The sequence below is a fragment of the Streptococcus mitis genome (assembly GCF_901542415.1).
Taxonomy (GTDB): Bacteria; Bacillota; Bacilli; order Lactobacillales; family Streptococcaceae; genus Streptococcus; species Streptococcus mitis_BL.
Window position 1 is genome coordinate 254789 of the sequence record NZ_CABEHV010000004.1, and the last position, 24538, is coordinate 279326.

At 37.3% G+C, this 24538-nt stretch carries 9 protein-coding genes; 3 read left to right on the plus strand and 6 right to left on the minus strand.

Going from position 1 to position 24538, the window contains the following annotated elements; all coding sequences use genetic code 11:
* The first annotated feature begins 3 nt into the window (after positions 1–3).
* Positions 4–843 carry an amino acid ABC transporter substrate-binding protein gene (locus tag FQT24_RS01580; RefSeq protein WP_143951978.1) on the plus strand — a complete coding sequence of 280 codons (840 nt, stop codon included), beginning with the start codon at positions 4–6 and terminating at the stop codon, positions 841–843.
* Positions 844–1392: 549 nt separating this feature from the next.
* On the opposite strand, the gene FQT24_RS01585 is transcribed toward FQT24_RS01580, so the two are convergent.
* Positions 1393–2559 (minus strand): IS30 family transposase, encoded by a 1167-nt coding sequence (locus FQT24_RS01585; protein WP_143951979.1) that lies wholly within the window; start codon positions 2557–2559, stop codon positions 1393–1395.
* A 281-nt stretch (positions 2560–2840) separates the two neighbouring features.
* Between FQT24_RS01585 and FQT24_RS01590 the strand changes: the two genes are divergently transcribed.
* Complete coding sequence (locus FQT24_RS01590; RefSeq protein ID WP_143951980.1) at positions 2841–10586, plus strand: Rib/alpha-like domain-containing protein; 7746 nt, start codon at positions 2841–2843, stop codon at positions 10584–10586.
* A gap of 205 nt (positions 10587–10791) precedes the next feature.
* On the opposite strand, the gene FQT24_RS01595 is transcribed toward FQT24_RS01590, so the two are convergent.
* On the minus strand, positions 10792–12048 hold the full coding sequence (locus FQT24_RS01595; protein WP_049551447.1) for an ISL3 family transposase: 1257 nt from the start codon (positions 12046–12048) through the stop codon (positions 10792–10794).
* A gap of 598 nt (positions 12049–12646) precedes the next feature.
* On the opposite strand from FQT24_RS01595, the gene FQT24_RS01600 reads away from it, so the two are divergent.
* The gene (locus FQT24_RS01600; RefSeq protein ID WP_143951981.1) at positions 12647–20791 is read left to right on the plus strand and encodes a Rib/alpha-like domain-containing protein; all 8145 of its coding nucleotides are present in this window, start codon (positions 12647–12649) and stop codon (positions 20789–20791) included.
* Positions 20792–20902: 111 nt separating this feature from the next.
* On the opposite strand, the gene lysS is transcribed toward FQT24_RS01600, so the two are convergent.
* From lysS to FQT24_RS01620, 4 genes are all read right to left on the minus strand, one after another.
* Positions 20903–22393, minus strand: coding sequence for a lysine--tRNA ligase (gene lysS, locus FQT24_RS01605; RefSeq protein ID WP_143951982.1), 1491 nt, complete (start codon positions 22391–22393; stop codon positions 20903–20905).
* A 137-nt stretch (positions 22394–22530) separates the two neighbouring features.
* Positions 22531–23148, minus strand: a complete 618-nt coding sequence (locus tag FQT24_RS01610; RefSeq protein ID WP_143951983.1) for a histidine phosphatase family protein — start codon at positions 23146–23148, stop codon at positions 22531–22533.
* Positions 23148–23630, minus strand: coding sequence for an aminoacyl-tRNA deacylase (locus tag FQT24_RS01615; RefSeq protein ID WP_143951984.1), 483 nt, complete (start codon positions 23628–23630; stop codon positions 23148–23150). The genes FQT24_RS01610 and FQT24_RS01615 overlap by 1 nt, the downstream gene beginning before the upstream one ends.
* On the minus strand, positions 23630–24472 hold the full coding sequence (locus FQT24_RS01620; protein WP_000954112.1) for a DUF368 domain-containing protein: 843 nt from the start codon (positions 24470–24472) through the stop codon (positions 23630–23632). Before FQT24_RS01620 ends, FQT24_RS01615 begins: the two co-directional genes overlap by 1 nt.
* Between the last annotated feature and the right edge of the window lie 66 nt (positions 24473–24538).

The window sequence follows — 24538 nt, forward strand, 5'->3', positions numbered from 1 at the left end:
CCAATGACTAATAAGAAAATTGCTTTAGTATTGGTTTCGCTCCTAACCCTCTTTTTAACTGCATGTACTCAGAAGGCTAGTGATCCCAAGCAGGATAATTGGGATAAGTATCAAGAGCAGGGGACCATTACTATTGGTTTTGACAATACCTTTGTACCTATGGGATTTGAAGAAAAGAATGGCCAATATACAGGCTTTGATATTGACTTAGCACAAGCTGTCTCTGAAAAAATAGGTTTTAAGGTTCAATTTCAGCCAATTGACTGGGATATGAAGGAAACGGAACTACAAAATGGAACTATAGACGCCATCTGGAATGGCTATTCTGCCACTGATGAACGCCGAGAGAAGGTTGCCTTTAGCATTCCATATATGGAAAATCAGCAAGTTCTGGTGACGAAAAAAAGCCAGCAAATCCATTCAGTAGAGGATATGAAGGATAAGACCTTGGGAGCGCAAGCCGGTTCCTCTGGTTATTTAGACTTTGAAGCTCAGCCAGATTTACTGAAAAGTCGTGTCAAAGACCAGAAGGCTAATCAGTACCAGAGTTTCAATGAAGCCTTGATTGACTTAAAAAATGACCGTATTGATGCTTTGTTGATTGACCGAGTGTATGCCAATTATTATCTTCAGTCTGAAGGAATATTAAGTGACTACAATGTCTTTTCAGCAGGATTTGAAAGTGAATCCTTTGCGGTCGGAGTTAGACCAGCAGACAAGAGATTATTGCAAGCATTAAACCAAGCCTTTATTCAACTATACCAAGAAGGGAAGTTCCAAGAAATCAGCCAGAAATGGTTTGGAGAAGATGTAGCAACCAAAGAAGTGAAGGATGGAAAATAAAATAGATAGCAAGCCTAGTTTTGTCTTTAAAACTGGGCCTTGTTTTTTTATAGACTTTATTTTATAAAGCTGGAGGAACTTCTAGATTTTACAGCTATTTTGGGATCTTGTGCATCTAGCTTCATTCTGTAATCCCTTATCTATTGCTAAAAGTCAATGAAGACCTGATAAAAAATATCAGAAAATTCGTTTTTGTAATCAAATCATATGAGTAATCAAATAATATAGAAAACATGTGAATTAATATAAATTATATTTTTGTAAGGGCTTACTAGAAGATGGAGTTTGTGAAATTACGGTAAATTCGCAAACTAAGTTCCACCGCTAGTAGAAGTGGAAGTTAGTCTGATAAAAATCCTAAAAACCAGTGGAAATCCGTGTCAGGGTAAGTTCCACTGGTTTTACTAATGCTTGATTTCATCGCTTTTGTAACCAAAAGGAATCGAAAAAAAGAGCGCACAAAATCCCCTCATCTGAAAGCGTTTCAGATTAAGTTCCGCTATGGTGGAAGTTAGTGTGAGACGTTTGAATGCGGTTAAAGGTTAGTTTTTAGAACTTATGTTGGAGTAATTTCGAAGACTGACAGACGTCTTCTGCAGGTATTTTAGAAATACCTAGAAGCTTAGGAATCTCTTCTCCATAGGTAAAGGCAAAGAGCTCATAGGCTGACTTTCCATTCAAAGCAGCACGTTTGACACTGTTGACATGAGAGCAGACGAGATTGATGTCCTCTTGAGTTAAGTTGTCAAAAGCAGTTCCCTTAGGTAGAATGTCTCGAATCAGTGTGTGGTTTTTCTCAATTCTCCCTTTCTGGTCAGAGCGATTAGGGTCACAAAAGAAGAGTTTACTCTCTCCTCGCACATCCATTTCGATATCATCAACCCTGGCAAACTCTCCACCATTATCGGTAAGAATGACAGGAAAGAGTTGGAAGAAATCTTTATCAGCTTCATGAAGAGTGTTCTTGATGGTATAGAGGTGTTTGGTAACCTCAAGGGCAGTTTTATTATCCAGAAGCCTAGCGAAGATAAAGTTACAGAAAGACAGGTTGAAGGTAAGTAGGACTTTACCTCCCATCCTCCCCAGAACTGTGTCCATTTCCAGCCAAGAGTCTAGTTGATTAAGGACTAAATAGTTTTGGAAATCCTCATAGGAACGGCCTTTTTTAGCTTCTTTAGGGATGGAAGGTAGTTTCCTTTTCCGTCTTTCTTTGAATTTAACGGCTCTGGCTAGGTCAATATGAGCGATAGATAGGTATCCTTTTCGGATGTGTCGATAGACGGTTGAGGAACTGACATCAAGGTTATGAGTTTTGAGGATATGATAGATGTGTTGTCCCTTTTTAACACCATCAGAAATGACTTTGTCCATGTCCCAGAAGGCCTTGGAATTAAGGGGAGTTCCTTCACGAGCTTCGACAAGAGTTTGTTCGTACTGTTTTTGAGCTTGTTTAGCAAGGTAGAAGATTTTTTTAAATCCACAATTTTGTCTTCTTTTAGGGCATCCATTACAGACAAAGGGAGCCTTATCGAGTAAAGGGCAAGGAAGGTTATCGCATGTAGACTCTCGGACTTGTCTGTTTCGTTTGACTTCTTTGGAAACAGTAGTTGGGTCTTTTAGAATGGATTGTCCGATAGCTTTGAAGGTTTCACCGCGCTCTAAGCCTAATTGGATATCATTACGGTCTGAAAGGGTAAGGTGTTTATGTTTTGTCATAGTAGACCTCATTTCTAACTCAAACGTCTCACACTTAATTCCACCATAAAAATCCGTTTTAGACTAATTTCCACTTTGGTTGGGCAAGTGGAAGTTACTTTGAGAAATTAGCTTTGTGAAATTACTTTGGCGAGTATATCTCAAAATGCTTGATTTATATTCATAAAAAGAGTATAATGAACTGTTACCTTTTAAAATATGCCCATATATTTTAGGGGGGGGGCTTTTTATTTAGCCTTCTTGAATATATTAACTGATAATTATCAGAAAAGGAGTAAAGAATGTTTAAACTCAAAGGGCGTCATGTTCGCCAATCGCAAGTGGAGAAATTCACACGTTACAGTATTCGTAAGGTTAGTTTCGGTGCGGCTAGTGTGGCTGTAGCTACTGGATTGTTTTTCCTTGGTGGAGGAAGCGTCCAAGCGGCTGAACAACTAACTAATACAGAACATACAGAAGTTCAAAATCTAAATGATAAGCCGTCGGAACCTTCTAAGGAAGTTACTGGACAAGGAACTGCTACTGCTAAAGAGCCCGATGGACAAAATAATACTTCTGTAAAAGAGTCTGCTACTGACAAACAAACCAGTGAAGTTGAAACTCCAGAGGTAGTGACGGAAAAAGTTGCTGTTAATACAGCATCGTTAGAAGATTTAGTTGCTAAAGCTGAAAGTCGATTGAGTCAATTAACTGAAAGTAAGAGAACAAAATCATTCATCGATGATACTAAACTTTTGGTTAATAAAGCAAAAGAGCTTTTAAATGATGATACAAAAACACAGGCAAAAGTTGATGCACTTGCTAAACAACTTTCAAGTAGCCTTAGCGTTCTAAACAGTATCAAATCTGATGCAACTGAAGAAGAAAAAGTAAATAAAAACCAAGATCCACGTAATGGTCAAGCTATTCCTGGAAAAGGTGAGAGTGGTTTTAGAGGAGATACAGCAACTAATGATGCTACAGGTACATCTAGTAACGATGCTGCAGCTACTTCTACAACAACCACAGGAACAAGTGATACAATCACACCAACAAATCCAGCGCAACCAACTGCGAAAGATATTATCGGAAGTACAAGTACAGTATCACTCGAAAACTTTACTGGTTGGGATACCTATAAAATGCCATTTGGTAGTCACCATGATGGAGAAGGGGATTTAGGTGTTAATACGCAAGAGAAAAAAGCAGATGCTGCAGGCTTAGAGTTTAGAGTGTTCTCTGATCAAAGAGCTGCTACAAGACCAAGTCCTGGACCATCTAACTATACATATAATGGTAAAGAAAATGATGTAAAAGGACGTATTGATTACGGCTTGAAGTTACCAGCAGCAGAAGTTCAAAAACTTATCGAAGAAGCACCTCTATGGCGTGGAAAACTAAAATATAATAATACTAGAATTTCAAGTCAAGTCGCAGCGACTTACTATGGAAATGGACCATATGAATATCTGCTTTCTAGTATCTATAAACTTGGATATGAACAAGGAATCGATAAAGTATACATTAAAGATGTACGTAAACGTATTGAAGTAACAGAAGCTGCTAAAAAGGCTGGATGGACTGTTTCAGATTTCAATGTATTTAATTTTCCAAATGGTTTGTTTTATGATAAGGCAACGGATAGCGTGCAAGGGGTTGTAACTCATAGAAGCCCATTTAACTATCAACAAGTAAAAGCTCGAGTAACGTTTAAAAATACTATTACTGGTAAAAGTGTTACGATTCCACTAGATGATCATAGATTTGCTGGAACAGCATGGAAAGATGGAACACCACCTACCTTAGAAATCAACAATGCTGTTAAAGAAGGTAAAGTAGGAGAAGAACTAACGGTTCCAGTAGAATATAGAGATGCTGGAGCTTCGCATGCTGGAGTACCAAATGATAGAAAAGTTTCTTATACTTTAACGGATGAAAATGGAGCTCCAATTGGACGTACAACTACAATTACAGAAACTGTAGGACGTGCAATTCTTGGGGTTTCTGGAGCGAAGATTACAGGAACGACAGGTACCGATGCTGCTACTCCTACAGAATTAACAGGAAATGAGACAAAAATTCCAGGTGTCGGTTTTACTATTGCATCAGCTGATATGACTGAAAATAATCCAAATGGATTTAAAGGAACACCAACAGAAGCTGGAATTTACAGAGTTTCAATCTATGCAAGAGATTATAAAGAGACAAATGCCAATGAAGCATATGCACATGCAACATTTAAAATTGCACCTTCAGTATCTATAAAAAATGTTCATGCTTACGATACAGAAGTTCCGATTACAATTTCTAAAGGGGCTTCAGAAGCAACGATTACATTACCAGATGGAACAAATACAAAAATTGTTGCTAAAAATGGTAAGTGGGTTGTATCGGAAACAACAAATACAGCTGTAAATGTCAATGATGAAATTGGTACAGTTGGTGAAACTTTCAATTTAAAAGTTCTTCCAACAGCAACAGCAAATGCCGCAACAGATACGATTAACGTAACTGCAAATAGTGAAAATATAACAGCTACATTCACAAGAGCAGAAGTAACCTTAAAAACTAAACTTGAAGAAAATGTAACAGCATCATTTGATAAAACAACTGGTCGTTGGCATTTACCAAATGAAATCGCTGAGAAGAAAACTCCTAACAGCGATGGAACAACAACTTGGTTAAAACGTGACCTATATGTCGATGTGAATAAAGATGGCGAAACGATTTTTAATGTTTACGAATATACTCGTACATTAAATGCAGCAGGAAAAGTAACAGAAGTTAAAGATCCTACTCGTACGTTAACGACATATAAAAAAGAAAATACTGCGAACAGTTCAGCGAATTCAGCAACTGATACCAATAAAGGCATGGTTGTAACGGTTAGATACGATAAAGGCCTAAATAAATGGACTGCTGATGATAATTCTACTGTAACAGCAACGAAAACTGGAGATAAGTGGACGATTTCTACTACATCTGGGTTCAATGGAACAGTCGATGTAGTGCAAACAGCAAGTTCTTCAGATAAAGCGTCTGTATTAAATGATGCTCCATCTATTAGCTCCACTTCTTATACTACGGTAAAAGGTGCTACAGTAGACTTAGTAAAACAAAAATCAGCTGCAGTAACAATTACAGATAGAGAAGATGATGCGACAACTGCTCCAAATAAAAAGGAAACAACAGTTACGAAAGTAACATTAACATCTCCTTCAGGAACAGTAACAGAATATAGCAGTGCAGCAGAAGCAGCAGCTGTTAAATTATCAGAAGTAGGTACTTATACAGTTAAAGTTGAAGTAAAAGATAGTAACGGAAATGTCGTTACTGCAGATACTGAAACGGATACTGGAACAAATAAAGGTGCAGACACTGCTGTGAATTCAACTACTTATAAAATTACTGTAAAAGATCAAGAAACGAATAAATTGTATACAGTTGAAGATGATGCAGTAACAAATGATCAGTTGAAAGAAAAAGTAAACCCTACAGCTGTAGACGGCTTTACTTCGACTAAAAATGATATCACAGATCTCCCTGCAACTTCAGGTCAAGCTGGTAAGACATTATCAACTCCTGCAACAATTACGTATACAAAAGATACTGAAACAATTCAGGTAGAAACAAAAGTAGATGTTGTTGTCTTGCCGAAAGTAACACCTACAGGTGTAACAGTTCTTAAAGATAGTACAGGATTAGAAGAAGCTGTTAAAGCGAAAGCAGTGGAAGCCGCAAATGCTGTTCCAACTGATAAATTACCAGATGGTGTAACAGTATCTGTTAAGGAAGTTAAACAAGGAACAGTACCAGCAACAACTGCAACTGGAGTGCAAACTCCAGCAACAGTAGTAGTTGAGTATTTAAAAGATGGTAAAGTAGTTGCATCTAGAGAAGTAACAGTCCCAGTAACAGTAGTAGGTTCAACAGCTAAGAAATTAGTTGTATTTGAAGGTGATACAGTAACAAAAGACGATGTGAAAGGTGCTGTAACTGAAGGTACAGACGGAACAAAAGGTGAGCCTGTAATTGCTGATGACATTACTGCTACATCAGGAAATAAAGAAGTAACAGTCCCAGTAACATATGACAATGGTAAGTTAACTGAAACAGTGAAAGTTCCAGTAACAGTTTTACCAAAACCAGAAGCAGATGAAATTCTTGTTCCTAAAAATGGCAACAAAGAAAAAGCAAAAGAAAAAGTGCTTGCTCAAGCTGAAAAAGCGATTGCTGATGGAACATTTACAGGTAAACTACCACAAGGTGCTAGAGTTGAGATTGATAAAACAGCTCCAGTAACAGTTCCTGACTTAACAGATGATACTGAAGTAGATGTGACTGTTAAATACACTGTAGATGGTGAAGTGAAAACAACTACTGTTACAGTCCCAGTTACAGTAGTTGAAGGTGTACCACAAATTGTTCCAGTGGATGAAAACAACAAACAACCAGATCCAGAGAAGAGCATTGATAAAACAGATTATCCAGAAGGATCTACATTTAGATATAAGACTCCAGATGGACAAACATCTCCAATCGATGTAACAACAACTGGAGATAAGAATGTGATTGTTGAAGTGCTGGATAAAGATGGTAATCCTATTGCAGAAGTACCAGCAACTGTACGAGTTGTTGAAAGCTATCCACAATTTGTCCCAGTAGATAAGGATAACAAACAACCAGCTGTTGAAGGAAGTATTGACCCTAAAGCATTCCCTAAAGAGACAGAGTTTTCTTATGAAACTCCAGTAGATACAACAACACCAGGCGAAAAAGATGTTGTTGTAGTAGCAAAAATTGGAGATAAGGTTATTGCAAAAGTCCCTGCAAAAGTGATGGTTGTTGAACCGAAGACACAATATGTACCAGTTGATAAATCAAACAAACAACCAGATGCATCTAAGAGTGTTGATCCTGAACAATATCCAGATGGAGTAACATTCAAATATAAAACTCCAGTAGATACAACAACACTAGGCGAAAAAGATGTTATTGTAGAAGCAAAAGACGGAGAAGATAAACTTGTAGAAGTTCCAGCTAAGGTTAAAGTAGTGGAAGGTAAAGAACAATTAATTCCTGTAAATCCAACTGAGAAACCTCAAGCAAGAGACAGTATTACTCCAAGTGATTATCCAGAAGGTTCAACATTTGAATACAAAGTTCCAGAAGGACAAAAAGAACCATTTGATGCAACAACTGTTGGGGATAAACCAGTAACGGTTGTTGTAAAAGATAAAAATGGAAATGTATTAGTTGAAGTTCCGGCAACGATTAAGGTGGTAGAAGCTAAACCAACACCAATTGAAACGCCAGTAACGAATACACCTTTAACAAAAGAGGATATTGCTAAATTTGTTAAAGTTCCAGAAGGTGGAAAAGTAACCAATGTAGAAAATATTCCAGACTTGACAACTCCAGGTGAGAAAGATCCAGTTAAAGTCACTGTAGAATTACCAAATGGAAAAGTGATTACTGTTGACGTTCCAGTTAATGTAACTCCAGTTAATGAAATTGAAACGCCAGTAACGAATACTCCGTTAACGCCAGAGGATTATACAAAAGGAATCACGATTCCAGAAGGTGGCAAGGTCACAAATGTTGAGAACATTCCAGACTTAACAACTCCAGGTAAGAAAGATCCAGTTAAGGTAACAGTTGAATTACCAAATGGAAAAGTGATTACTGTTGACATTCCAGTTAATGTAACTCCAGTTAAGGAAATTGAAACGCCAGTAACGAATACTCCGTTAACGCCAGAGGATTACACCAAAGGAATTAAAATTCCAGAGGGTGGCAAGGTCACAAATGTTGAAAACATTCCAGACTTGACAACTCCAGGTAAGAAGGATCCAGTTAAAGTAACGGTTGAATTACCAAATGGAAAAACAATTACTGTTGACGTTCCAGTTAATGTAACGCCAGTTAAGGAAATTGAAACGCCAGTAACGAATACTCCGTTAACGCCAGAGGACTACACTAAAGGCATCAAGATTCCAGAAGGTGGCAAGGTCACAAATGTTGAAAACATTCCAGACTTGACAACTCCAGGTAAGAAGGATCCAGTTAAAGTAACGGTTGAATTACCAAATGGAAAAGTGATTACAGTAGAAGTCCCAGTGAATGTAACACCTGTTAAAGAGATTGAGACACCAGTCACATCTACCCCATTAACACCAGAGGATTACACTAAAGGCATCAAGATTCCAGAAGGTGGCAAGGTCACAAATGTTGAAAACATTCCAGACTTAACAACGCCAGGTAAGAAAGATCCAGTTAAAGTCACTGTAGAATTACCAAATGGAAAAGTGATTACAGTAGAAGTCCCAGTTAATGTAACACCTGTTAAAGAGATTGAGACACCAGTCACATCTACCCCATTAACACCGGAGGATTACACTAAAGGCATCAAGATTCCAGAAGGTGGCAAGGTCACAAATGTTGAAAACATTCCAGACTTGACAACGCCAGGTAAGAAAGATCCAGTTAAAGTAACGATTACCTTACCAAATGGAAAAGTAGTTACGGTAGAAGTACCAGTGAATGTAACACCAATTACACCAATTGAAACACCAATAACAAAAGAAAAACTGACTCCAGAGGATGTCCTAAAACAAATTAAGATACCAGAAGGAGCAACAGTTAAAGTAGGAGATCTCCCAGACTTAACAACACCTGGTAAGAAGGATCCTGTAAAAGTAACGATTACATTACCAAACGGTAAAGTTGTGATTGTAGAAATTCCAGTAAATGTTACACCTATTGAAGATATTGTTAAAAAACAAGGAGATCCAATTACTACTGAGGATGTTGAAAAACACATTCCAAAAGGAGTAAAAGTTATCAATATTGGTGATAAACCTACAACAGATATTCCAGGTGAAAGACCAAGTATCCCAGTAGAGATTGAATTACCAAATGGAATTCGCGTAACGATGAACATTCCAGTAATCGTAACACCGAAAGTAACACCTGTAGTAGTTCCAGTAGGAACACCAGTTACACCAGAAGATGTTCAGAAACATATTGAATTACCAAAAGGATGGAAAGTAACAAAAGTAGGAGAAATTCCAACAACAACTACACCAGGAACAAAACCAGTTGTTCCAGTGGAAATTGAATTACCAGATGGACGTAAGATTACAGTTGATGTACCAGTCATCGTAACGCCAACTGTTAGACAAATAGTTGTACCACAAGGAACACCGATTACACCAGATGATATAAAAGGTCATATTGACTTACCAAAAGAACCAGGATGGAAAATTGTAGAAGTAGGAGAAATTCCAACAACAATTCCAGCTGGAGTAAAACCAAGCGTTAAAGTGAAAATCAAAGTTCCAACTGGTGAGATTATTGAAGTAGATGTGCCTGTAATCGTAACACCGAAAGTAACACCTATTGTAGTGGAAGTTGGAACTCCTATTACAGAAGATGATGTTAAGAAGAAAGTCGATTTACCAGAAGGATGGGAAATTGTTGAAGTAGGAAAAATCCCAACAACTGAAACACCTGGAGCAAAACCAGTGGTTAAAGTGAAAGTAAAATTACCGGATGGTCGTATTATTACAGTAGAAGTACCAGTAACGGTAACACCTAAATCACAAAATGGTGGAGGAGCAATTGCTCAAAATGGAGATTCAACACAAGTGATTGTAACGGAATACCTAGATGAAAATGGAAACCGTATTACTTCAGATAAAGAAGGAAAACACAATCCAATAGAGTTGGAAGGATATGAATTTAGTCATTCAACAACGGATGCTAAAGGAAATACCCTACATCACTATAAGAAAGTGACAAACCCAATCAATCAAGAGCAACCAAGCTCTCCAGAGACTCCTACAAGTCCAGAAAAACCAGTAGCTACTCCAGTTCAGACAAGTTCTACAGATTCTAAACCAGTAGCTGTTGAAACAGCCGAAGCCAATGACAAGAAGGAATTACCAAATACTGGTACAGAAGATAAGGCTGGTCTAGCTAGTCTTGGACTTCTTGGAATGTTGGGTGCATTCGGACTCGTAGCTCGTAAGAAAAAAGAAGATTAAAGATTTGTCGATTATTTATCTTGTGTAATATTAAATCCAGACCTATATAAAAACTTTACGAAATAGTATTTGGATAATAATATAAAGATTGTTGATGCTGAAAAAATATCAGGATCACAGGAACGTATAGTATCAGTAACTTAAAAAAGTCTGATACTATGCGTTTTTTTAGGCTCTTTGTCAACTGTAGTGGGTTGAATAAAAGCTAAAACCGAGAAAGGACAAATTTCGTCCTTTCTTTTTTGATATTCAGAGCGATAAAAATCCGTTTTTTGAAGTTTTCAAAGTTCCGAAAACCAAAGGCATTGCGTTTGATAAGTTTGATGAGATTATTCGTCGCTTCCAATTTTGCGTTGGAATAGGGTAACTGAAGAGCATTGACGATTTTCTCTTTGTCCTTTAGAAAGGTCTTAAAGACAGTCTGAAAAAGAGGATGAACCAGCTTAAGATTGTCCTCAATGAGTCCGAAAAATTTATCTGCCTCCTTGTTCTGAAAGTGAAAGAGTAAGAGCTGATAGACATTGTAGTGGTGTTTCAAGTCTTCTGAATAGCTCAAAAGCTTGTCTAAAATCTCTTTATTGGTTAAGTGCATGCGAAAAGTAGGGCGATAAAATCGCTTATCACTCAGTTTACGGCTATCTTGTTGGATGAGTTTCCAGTAGCGCTTGGTAGCCTTGTATTCATGAGATTTTCGATGAAACTGATTCATGATTTGGACACGCATACGACTCATAGCACGGCTCATGTGTTGGACAATATGGAAACGATCCAACACGATTTTAGCGTTTGGAAAAAGCTGTTTAGCCAAGTCATAGTAAGGACTAAACATATCCATAGTAATGATTTTCACCTGACAGCGCACGGCTCTATCGTAGCGAAGAAAGTGATTCCGAATGATAGCTTGTGTTCTTCCTTCAAGAACAGTGATGATATTAAGATTATCAAAATTTTGAGCAATAAAACTCATCTTTCCCTTAGTGAAAGCATACTCGTCCCAAGACATAATCTCAGGGAGGTACGAAAAATCAGGCTTAAAACGGAAGTCATTAAGCTTGCGAATAACAGTTGATGTTGAAATGGCTAACTGATGAGCAATATCGGTCATAGAAGTCTTTTCAATCAACTTTTGCGCAATTTTTTGGTTGATAATACGAGGAATTTGGTGATTCTTCTTGACGATAGAAGTTTCAGCGACCATCATTTTTGAACAGTGATAGCACTTGAAACGACGCTTTTTAAGTAGAATTCTAGTAGGCATACCAGTCGTTTCGAGGTAAGGGATCTTAGACGGTTTTTGAAAATCATATTTCTTCATTTGACTTCCGCACTCAGGGCAAGATGGAGCATTGTAGTCCAGTTTGGCGATGATTTCTTTGTGTGTATCCCTATTGATGATATCTATAAATTGGATATTAGGGTCTTTGATATCGAGTAGTTTTGTGATAAAATGTAATTGTTCCATATGAATCTTTCTAATGAGTTGTTTTGTCGCTTTTCATTATAGATCTTATGGGACTTTTTTTCTACACAAAAAAGGCTCCATAAGATCCATAGGGGATTTACCCACTACAAATATTATAGAGCCCTTTTTATAAAGTTTTTAACTAATATAAATGTTTTACTTATTTATTGTAGATATGTTTTGTAATGATTGTGATACTTCTTTCAAGGAATATTTGGTAGGATTGAAGTGTAAATAGATTAACTAGGAAAGAAGGAAGTAAATGGAAGCCATTTATCAACCTGATTCGAAACAGGTTGTACTACTTGATGATAAATAATTAGCGCTAGGAACTAATAGCTGATTGGAAAATACATAGGCTAAATATTTATGTGATTTAAAATGTTATAAAAACGTAATTTTTCAGACAATAAACATCATGTTTCATAGAATGTAATATTTATAAAGAATAGCGAACAATATCCGTATATATATATATATATATATATACGGATATTGTTCCTTTTGTGATATAAAACTTTGCGAAAAACTCTATTGATTTATTAGATAAAAAGAGTATCATAATATATAATAAGATATTTATAACGGAGGAAATCAGATGTTTTATAAAGGTAAACATGATCGTGAAAAACAACTACGTTTTTCTATTCGCAAAGTAAGTTTTGGAGCAGCTTCAGTCGCGATTGCTGCTTTTATGATGTTTATTGGTGGAGGTACTGTTCAGGCAGATGCTATTCAAAGTAATGATAGTAGTGCTGCCTCAGTATCTTCAAATCATCAACAAAAGGAATATGATAAGAAAACAGATAATGAGGATAGAGTTAATACTTCTAATCTTAAGGTATCAGAAGCAACTTCTGAAAATACAGAATCTAAAGATGTTATTTCTTCAACTGAATCTTTTAATAATGAGAGTAGACAAGAGGAAAAACAGTTTATTAAAGCTGATACAAGTAAATTAGAATTAGCTGTTGCTCGTGTTCAAGCGTTACTTGAAAAAACTGAAGTGAATGAAAAAACAGAAGAAGTAATCAAAAGTGCGAATGAAGAATTAGCTAAAGCACAAGACTTATTATCTAATGATAAAGTAATACAGGGAGATATCGACAAAGAATTAAGTTCTCTTAATAATATAGATTTTATTCTTAAAAGTATACCAAAAGCATCCATTGAAAAGAAATTAGAAAAAGAAAAAGAAAACAAAAATCAAGATCCACGAAATGGAAAAGCCATTCCAGGAAAAGGAGAGAGTGGATTTAGAGAAGCTGTATCAAATTCTGCAAATACAATTAGTAAAGCGATAGAAGGACCAACAAATAATAATAAACTGGGTTATGGAAATAATCCCCAAAATGGAGTTTTTGAGAGTGCAAAAGAGCAATTTGGTGATATTAATTTTGATGATGCTGTAGTTAGTGAGAAAAAGGTTGAAAAACAATGGTCAAGAAGTACAGCATCAACTGGTGGTGAAACTAAAATTTTAGGTAGAATAACCTATAAATGGAAGGAAAAAGAAATCACAAAAGCTGATGCTGATACTAAAAATGCATTAAATGGATGGAAAATAGAAAGTGGAGAAAAGGTTACTGCAATTAAGCCAGTAGATCCTACAAATTTTGATACAAATAGACCTTCAGAATTTCCTCCCAAACCTTCGAAGATTTATGATTTAAATGGAAAAATTCCCAGGGATAATAATGAACAACCAAGTGATTGGCATCCATTAGGTGTAAATGCTGCCAATCAAAATTATGCGAATGGTGTTAATTATTCTGGAGTTGTTGGAACTCATAATTTACCTAAAGGATACTATTTAGAACTTGGGAAAAAGGGTACAAAAATTGCAAAAGAGTTTAATGTAAATGGAAATTCTCGGCTATTATTAAGCGCTATTACTGGTGGTGCTTACGGAGTAATGGGGACTGCCGGAACAGGTGAAAAAATAAGAATAACCGTCTATGATGCTGATACTAATAAAAAAATTTCAACAATAGAAGATGATAATCATGCTGGAATGGAAGAATCACATATATCTGTACCTACTGGAAGTGGAGGTAATGGAGATGGTTGGACCGAGTATAGAGCAATTTATGAAACTCCAAAAGAAACAAAACGAATTAAAGTTGAAATCGAAGCTTTGGATGATGGAACTGCTATCCATAATTCTTTTTTGAAAGGTGATAGTAACAGAAATATCTCTGTAACAGATGGATATTTTGTTGGAGCTGTAAATTTAACTGTTGGTACAGGTACCGAAATGACTACTAATGTTAAAACTAATAATAAAGAGGGGGGGTATGGAGATAAGAAACTATATAAATCTGATCAAAAAGGTGAATTAGAGTTTACAGTGAATAGTGTCGGTGGTATAAGACTTTATGGTCATGCAGAAACAGAAATTGAAGTTCCCAAAGGAGTAGAACTAGACACGGAAATTACTGCACCAAAATCAGATTGGATATGGTTTGGGAATGTACCAATTCATAAAAATAATATTTCGTATGATCCTGTAGGAAGAAAATTGCGAATAAAGTATCAAACTTCTCAAAAAAATAATGGTATAGGGCCGTACATAGGAATTGGATCGAATAGTAATAAAAATGATGGAGTTCGTTCTTTCCGAGTAAAATTTACAACATCTCCGGATTATAAAGGGACTGCGACTTTTAAAGTACGAACATTTTTACCTAACGGTTTACAAGATGCTGAGGAGAATAAAGTACTAAATACAGCAGATGTTACAAATGAAAATGGTAAGTATAGAAATACAGTATCTGGTGTAAGAAATTCTGAAAATCCAAACTACTATTATAATAAGACGATTTATATAGATTCAACAAAACCTAAAGCACCAACAGTTGAAACAATACATACCGATGGAGTGCAGGGAAATAGTACTAATAAAAATCAGGAAAGAAACCTCTTGATTTCTATTCCGGAGGAAGAGACAGGCTTAACTGACCCTGTAAGAGAGAAAAAGGATGTTATTGAAAACGATAAGAACAATAATAACAAGGATAATCAGCATAAGTTAGCAGACGATGAAGCTACAACAGAAGTTGAAAAAATTAATCATGCGATTGGTGGTGTAACTAGTATAACAGTAACATTACCAAACGGTGCGAAAACAATTAAATTAACTAAAAAAGGTGATGAATGGTACAAAGATTCTGAAAAATTAAAAAAAGTTGATGGAAAATTAGTATTACCTTTAACAGAAGATATTAATTTAAATGAAGCAAATAATGCTTTATCTCCTGACAAACGTATCAAAGTAACTGTTCAAGATAAAGCAGGAAATGATTCAGATGTTGCTTATGCGAATGTTTTAAATGAAGCTCCAACTTTAAATGTCAATAAAGATGTTATATATGTTCCTAAAACGGATGTGTCTAATAAAGTTAATACTGAAAAACTTTTGAAACAAGTATCAGATACTATTGTTGATGGAAAAGCAGGTATTGAAGTAGCTGATTTAGAAGATGATAGGGATAATAAGGAAACAACAAAACCAAATGTTTCAGTTATTGATGATCAGGTATTAGATACTTCTAAACCAGGTGTCTATACAGTAACTTTAAAGGCTACAGATAGTGAGGGAAAAGACTCAGTTGAAAAAAATGACGATACTGATAAATTTGATGTTGTAGTAGTTGAAGGAATTCCTCAAATTGTATCAGTTAGTGATAACAATATTCAACCAGATGTTCTGAAAAATATAGATAAAAGTCAATTTCCTGATGATGCTACATTTGAATATAAAGAAGAAGTCAATACTTCAGAGGCAGGGGACAAGAATGTTACAGTAGTTGTTAAAGACAAAGCAGGTAATAAACTTGTCGAAGTTCCGGCAACGGTACGGGTGGTAGAAAGTTATCCTCAGTATGTTCCAGTAAACAAAGAAGGTATCTCACCGAAAGATAGTATTGATCCAAGTAAATTCCCAGAAGGAACCACGTTTGAGTATAAAGAAAAACCGAATACTGGTTCCACAGGAGACAAAGATGTAACAGTTGTAGCTAAGCTAGGTACAGAAATAGTTGCAGAGATTCCTGCTAAAATTGTAGTAGTCGATAGTAAGACACAATATGTGGCAGAAAATAAAGAGAATACACAACCAGACGCCTCTAAGAGTGTTGATGAAGAAAATTATCCTGAAGGTTCTAAGTTTAAATTTAAAGAACCAGTTGAAACAAGTAAGGCAGGAGACAAGGAAACAACGGTTGTAGTAACGGATAAAGATGGAAATCCATTAGTTGAAGTTCCAGCAACTGTAGTAGTCGCAAAAGGTTATCCTCAAATTGTTCCAGTTAGTGAAGGGAATGAACAACCTAGTGTCAAAGATAGTATTGATCCAGATCAATATCCAGAAGGTTCAACATTTGAATATAAAGAAGAAGTCAATACTTCAGAGGCAGGGGACAAGAATGTTACAGTAGTTGTTAAAGACAAAGCAGGTAATAAACTTGTCGAAGTTCCGGCAACGGTACGGGTGGTAGAAAGTTATCCTCAGTATGTTCCAGTAAACAAAGAAGGTATCTCACCGAAAGATAGTATTGATCCAAGTAAATTCCCAGAAGGAACCACGTTTGAGTATAAAGAAAAACCGAATACTGGTTCCACAGGAGACAAAGATGTAACAGTTGTAGCTAAGCTAGGTACAGAAATAGTTGCGGAGATTCCTGCTAAAATTGTAGTAGTCGATAGTAAGACACAATATGTGGCAGAAAATAAAGAGAATACACAACCAGACGCCTCTAAGAGTGTTGATGAAGAAAATTATCCTGAAGGTTCTAAGTTTAAATTTAAAGAACCAGTTGAAACAAGTAAGGCAGGAGACAAGGAAACAACGGTTGTAGTAACGGATAAAGATGGAAATCCATTAGTTGAAGTTCCAGCAACTGTAGTAGTCGCAAAAGGTTATCCTCAAATTGTTCCAGTTAGTGAAGGGAATGAACAACCTAGTGTCAAAGATAGTATTGATCCAGATCAATATCCAGAAGGTTCAACATTTGAATATAAAGAAGAAGTCAATACTTCAGAGGCAGGGGACAAGAATGTTACAGTAGTTGTTAAAGACAAAGCAGGTAATAAACTTGTCGAAGTTCCAGCAACGGTACGTGTGGTAGAAAGTTATCCTCAGTATGTTCCAGTAAACAAAGAAGGTATCTCACCGAAAGATAGTATTGATCCAAGTAAATTCCCAGAAGGAACCACGTTTGAGTATAAAGAAAAACCAAATACTGGTTCCACAGGAGACAAAGATGTAACAGTTGTAGCTAAGCTAGGTACAGAAATAGTTGCAGAGATTCCTGCTAAAATTGTAGTAGTCGATAGTAAGACACAATATGTGCCGGTTGATAAATCTAATAAACAACCAGATGCATCTAAGAGTATTGATCCTGAACAATATCCAGATGGAGTAACATTCAAATATAAAACTCCAGTAGATACAACAACACCAGGCGAAAAAGATGTTATTGTAGAAGCAAAAGATGGGGAAGATAAACTTGTAGAAGTTCCTGCTAAGGTGAAAGTAGTGGAAGGCAAGGAACAATTAATTCCTGTAAATCCAACTGAAAAACCACAAGCAAGAGACAGTATTACTCCAAGTGATTATCCAGAAGGTTCAACATTTGAGTACAAAGTTCCAGATGGACAGACTGAACCGTTCGATGCAACAACTGTTGGTGATAAACTAGTAACAGTTGTAGTAAAAGATAAAAATGGAAATGTATTGGTAGAAGTTCCAGCAACGATTAAAGTAGTGGAAGCTAAACCAAAACCAATTGAAACACCAGTGACAAATACACCTTTAACAAAGGATGATATTGCTAAATATGTCAAAGTCCCAGAAGGTGGAAAAGTTACGAATGTAGAAAACGTTCCAGACTTAATAACCCCAGGTAAGAAAACTCCTGTTAAAGTAACTGTTACCTTACCAAATGGTAAAACAACGACAGTAGAGGTTCCAGTTAATGTAACTCCAGTTAAAGGCATTGAAACACCGGTTACGAAGACTCCACTAATCCCAGATGATTACACTAAGGGAATTACCATTCCAGAAGGTGGAAAAGTTACGAATGTTGAGAACATTCCAGACTTAACAACCCCAGGTAAGAAAGATCCTGTTAAAGTAACGGTAGAATTACCAAATGGCAAAACAATTACCGTTGATGTTCCGGTTAATGTAACACCAGTTAAAGGTATCGAAACCCCAGTTACGAATACACCATTAACTCCAGAGGATTACACTAAGGGAATTACCATTCCAGAAGGCGGTAAAGTTACGAATGTAGAAAACGTTCCAGACTTAACAACACCAGGTAAGAAAACTCCAGTTAAAGTAACGGTAGAATTACCAAATGGCAAAACAATTACCGTTGATGTTCCGGTTAATGTAACACCAGTTAAAGGTATCGAAACCCCAGTTACGAATACACCATTAACTCCAGAGAATTACACCAAGGGAATTACCATTCCAGAAGGTGGTAAGGTAACGAATGTAGAAAATGTTCCAGACTTAACAACGCCAGGTAAGAAAACTCCAGTTAAAGTAACGGTAGAATTACCAAATGGCAAAACAATTACTGTTGATATTCCGGTTAATGTAACACCAGTTAAAGGTATCGAAACCCCAGTTACGAATACACCATTAACTCCAGAGGATTACACCAAGGGAATTACCATTCCAGAAGGTGGAAAAGTTACGAATGTTGAGAATATTCCAGACTTAACAACGCCAGGTAAGAAAACTCCAGTTAAAGTAACGGTAGAATTACCAAATGGCAAAACAATTACTGTTGATATTCCGGTTAATGTAACACCAGTTAAAGGTATCGAAACCCCAGTTACGAATACACCATTAACTCCAGAGGATTACACTAAGGGAATTACCATTCCAGAAGGCGGTAAAGTTACGAATGTAGAAAACGTTCCAGACTTAACAACACCAGGTAAGAAAACTCCAGTTAAAGTAACGGTAGAATTACCAAATGGCAAAACAATTACCGTTGATGTTCCGGTTAATGTAACACCAGTTAAAGGTATCGAAACCCCAGTTACGAATACACCATTAACTCCAGAGAATTACACCAAGGGAATTACCATTCCAGAAGGTGGTAAGGTAACGAATGTAGAAAATGTTCCAGACTTAACAACGCCAGGTAAGAAAACTCCAGTTAAAGTAACGGTAGAATTACCAAATGGCAAAACAATTACTGTTGATATTCCGGTTAATGTAACACCAGTTAAAGGTATCGAAACCCCAGTTACGAATACACCATTAACTCCAGAGGATTACACCAAGGGAATTGCCATTCCAGAAGGTGGCAAGGTAACGAATGTTGAGAATATTCCAGACTTAACAACGCCAGGTAAGAAAACTCCAGTTAAAGTAACGGTAGAATTACCAAATGGCAAAACAATTACTGTTGATATTCCGGTTAATGTAACACCAGTTAAAGGTATCGAAACCCCAGTTACGAATACACCATTAACTCCAGAGAATTACACCAAGGGAATTACCATTCCAGAAGGTGGTAAGGTAACGAATGTAGAAAATGTTCCAGACTTAACAACGCCAGGTAAGAAAACTCCAGTTAAAGTAACGGTAGAATTACCAAATGGCAAAACAATTACCGTTGAAGTTCCGGTTAATGTAACGCCAGCTACTGGAATTGAAACACCTGTAACAGATACACCATTAACTCCAGAGGATATTGAAAAACATGTGAAAGTTCCTGAAGGTGGAAAAATTATTGGAGTAGGTGAAATTCCAAAAGTAAATACTCCAGGAGATAAAGGTACTGTCAAAGTTAAAATTGAACTTCCTAATGGTAAACAAATCGAAGTTGAAGTTCCTGTCAAAGTAACTCCAATTAAAGATATTGTGAAGAAATTGGGGGATCCAATTACAAATGATGATGTTGAAAAACATATTCAAATACCAGAAGGTGGAAAAATCATTAGTATCGGCGATAAGCCATCTACAGATGTACCGGGAGAAAGACCAAGTGTTCCAGTAGTAATCGAATTACCTGGAGGTAAACGAGTAACCGTTAAAGTCCCTGTTATTGTTACTCCAAAAACAACTCCTGTAGTGGTTGAGGTAGGAACACCGATTACAGAGGATATGGTGAAAAAACATGTTGACCTTCCAGAAGGATGGAAGATTACTAAAGTTGGAGAAATTCCAAAAACGAATACACCAGGAGATAAACCATCTGTAACTGTTGAGATTGAGTTACCGGATGGACGTAAAGTGACAGTAGAAGTTCCTGTGAAGGTGACTCCTAAATCTAATCATGGTAATAGTCACGGTAATAATGGTAGTTCAACAACTCATATCGTAACACGTTACCAAGATGGTGATGGTAAAGAAATTTCTCCAGAAGAAAATGGTAGCCATGGACCTAAGACTTTAGAAGGTTATGAATATACTGGCACTAAGACAGATAAAAATGGCAATGTGATTCATATCTATAAGAAAGTAGTTACCCCAACCCGTTCTGAGCAACCAAGCTCTCCAGAGACTCCTACAAGTCCAGAAAAACCAGTAGCTACTCCAGTTCAGACAAGTTCTACAGATTCTAAACAAGTAGCCGTTGAAACAACCGTAGCCAATGACAAGAAGGAATTACCAAATACTGGTACAGAAGATAAGGCTGGTCTAGCTAGTCTTGGACTTCTTGGAATGTTGAGTGCATTCGGACTTGTAGCTCGTAAGAAAAAAGAAGACTAAGAAAGATCCTTCCTTTCTAAGGTTCAATAGAAAAATAGACTGAGGTGAAAACTTCAGTCTATTTCTTTTTGCACCAAAAAATCCCCTGGCAAGTACCAGAGGATAAGAGTATTATTTCATTGTTGGGAAGAGCAATACATCACGGATAGTGGTTGTATCAGTGAGGAGCATGCAGAGACGGTCGATACCGATTCCCAAACCACCTGTTGGAGGCATACCATATTCAAGAGCTTCGATGTAGTCATAGTCGATGCCGGTTGCTTCATCGTCACCAAGTTCTTTAGCTTTAGCTTGGGCTTCAAAACGGCTAAGTTGGTCGATTGGGTCGTTCAACTCAGTAAAGGCATTACCGTACTCCTTAGTCATGATGAAGAGCTCGAAACGGTCTGTAAAGCGTTCGTCCTCAGGATTTTTCTTAGCGAGTGGAGATACAGCGACTGGATGTCCATAGACAAAGGTTGGTTGGATCAAGGTTTCTTCAACAAATTCTTCAAAGAAAGCATTGATAATGTGACCAACTTCAGTGTAGTGTTTCTCAACTGGAACTTTCTTCTCAGCAGCGATAGCTTTGGCTTCCTCGAAAGTCATGTCTTGCCAGAAATCTACACCAGTAATTTCTTTGATAGCATCCACCATGTGAACACGTTTAAATGGTTCGTTAATCTTGATTTCAGTTCCTTGGTAGTTAACTGGACCATCTCCTTTAACTGCCTTAGCAGCGTGTTGGATAATGCCTTCCGTCAAGTCCATGATATCTTGGAAGTCTGCATAAGCTTGGTAAACTTCGATAGAAGTGAACTCAGGGTTGTGAGTAGCATCCATTCCTTCGTTACGGAAGATACGGCCAATTTCATAGACACGTTCCATACCACCAACGATAAGGCGTTTCAAGTGAAGCTCGGTTGCGATACGAAGCACCATATCAATGTTTTGGGCATTGTGGTGGGTGATAAATGGACGGGCAGCAGCACCACCAGCTTCGTTGTGAAGAACAGGTGTTTCCACTTCAAGGAAGCCTTTTTGGTCAAGGTAACGACGAATTTCAGAGATGATTTTTGAACGAGTGACAAAGCGTTCGAAGCTTTCACGGTTAGAAATCAAGTCCAGGTAACGTTTACGGTAAATTGTTTCAACGTCTGTCAAACCGTGGAATTTCTCTGGAAGTGGACGAAGTGCCTTAGACAAGTGTGTAATGTGAGTCGCCTTGATAGAGAGTTCTCCCATATCTGTACGCATCACTTCGCCTTCGACACCAAGGAAGTCACCAAGGTCTGCTTTTTTGAAGATTTCGTAGTTTTCTTCGCCGACAGCATCTTTACGAACGTAGATTTGGATTTGACCCTCGCGATCTTGAAGGTGGGCAAAACCAACTTTACCTTTACCACGTTTAGTTACCAAGCGTCCTGCGATAGTAGTTGTTTCGTTTTTATCATGTAATTGTTCTTTATCGAGGTCAGCATATTTATCTTTTAATTCTTGAGAGTTAGCAGTACGTTCAAAACGTTTTCCAAAGGGATCGATTCCTTGTTCACGGAGCGCAGCCATTTTTTCACGGCGAACGATCTGCTGGTCATTTAGTTCTTCCATATGTTCTGTTGACATGGGATCCTCCTAGTTTTACTCAAAATTGAATACGATGAGTCATTTTTTGCGATACTCCCATTTTATCATAAATAGCCAAGAAATTCACGGATAATCTTTCAAAACTAAAAAGAACTTGACGATAAAATCAAGTTCTGTTATTGATAGGAAGTATCATTCCAAGTATCGAGAGTAAATGTTTCAAAATCATGGGTTTCTAAGATGGTCAGGCTGGCATTTGCTAGACCGCCGTCTTTACGAAGAAGAGGCTCTTTATAACCTAGAAGAGTACGAAGACTAGCAGTAAGATTAGCGCCGTGACCGACAATTAGAATACGCTCAGCCGGACTATCTTTGAGTGATTTGATAAATTGGATGGTCCGTTGAGTTGTGCTATAGAGGGATTCGGCTCCGAACATTTGAGTGTCAAACTTGGCAAGATTCGTACGGAAAGCTTTGATTTGTTGTGGGTAAATAGCTTCCAAGGTTGCAATCTTTAAACCTTCTAATTTCCCCAGCTGCCATTCACGGAGATTAGGAACACTTTCTAAAGGACAGGACGTCTGGAGTTGACTTTGGATAATTTCAGCAGATTTAACAGCTCGAGGTAAATCACTTGCATAAATCTGATCAAAAGGAATATCCTTGAGATACTGGCCGAGTTTTTTGAGGGTGTCAATGGATTCAGGAAGTAGGGGAGAATCGCCACTAGCACCTTGAAAGCGTCCTTCCTGATTCCAGACGGTGCGGCCGTGGCGGACAAAGTAGAGTTTCATTAATTGCTGTCCTCCAAAATATCTGCAAAGTCAGCCTTTACAAAGCTAGCCAAGTCTTGTGGTGCGACGATAATGCTGTGACCAACTTCGCCAGCAGAGACAATCATTTGATCCAAATCTAGAGCAATTTTATCGATAAAAATGGGATAATTGTGTTTCTGACGAATGCCGACAGGATTATTGGCTCCATGAATGTAACCAGTTGTTTTTTCCAAGTCCTTTTGTGGAATCATACTCACTTTTTTATTGCCAGAAATTTTGGCTAGTTTCTTTTCCGACAAGTGTTGGGTGATAGGGACAATTCCGATAATCGGTCCTGTTTTATCTCCCAAAAGCGCCAAGGTTTTGAAAATCTGATCTCGTTCATAACCTTGAGGAAGTTCTCCTTCTAGGGCATTGATTTGAATCCCCTGATGTGGGATACCTGCTTTAGACAGAATTTGTTCTACCAATGTTTTTTTGATTTTAACTTTTTTTGCCATTATTTATACTTATCCTCCAATTGGCTCATCCAAATACCAAGCCAGATTCCAAGTGCAAAGAAGAAGGCGATGATGACATACCCAACAAGAGAAATACCAGTGTATTGGATACTTTCAGCGTTTCCTGCATTTGGAATCAAGATCAAAAGAGTACTTGATAAGACGATTCCGATGATGAAATGATAGACGCGTGAGTGGTAGTTGTTTAAGGCATAATCCATCAATTTTGAAAAAATAACGAGAGTTGCGCCTGCTCCGATTCCAATCGGAAAGAAGGTTCCCAAGAGGTCAAATGTTTTAAAACCAGTCAACATAGGAGCATAGAGACCCAAAATCAAAAGTAGATTTGATGGACTGAGGCCAGGAACTAATACGCCAAGAGCTAGCAGTGCACCAGCTAGGACGAAATTAAGAAAGCTGGCACTTAAGGTTCCAACGACAAAATTTAAGGCATAGAGTCCTAATCCAGAAATGATAAAGGTTATCCAGAACCAAGCCAAATCAATCTTGTCTCGGTCAGATTCTCGAGTTGATTCTTTGAGAAGGCTAGGAACTGTACCAATGATGGCACCCGCAAAGCTCCATAAGACAAAGACCTGATAATTTTCAAGCAGGTATTCAATCGGGTAGGAAAATAAGCCGATTCCCAGAAGCATACCGATGGCAACTGGAATAAAGTACAAAACATTTTCTTTAAAGTCTTTAAAGGGATGAGCCAGAAAACCAATCATTCGTTCATAAATTCCTAAGATTGCTGCTAGAACCCCTCCGGAAATTCCCGGTAAGATAAATCCAAGAGCAATGACAATCCCTTTAATAACACGTGCTAACCATGAGAGCATATTTTTCCTCCAACTATTTCTATTTCAAAAAATCCTTACTATATTGTATCACAATCAAACACAAAA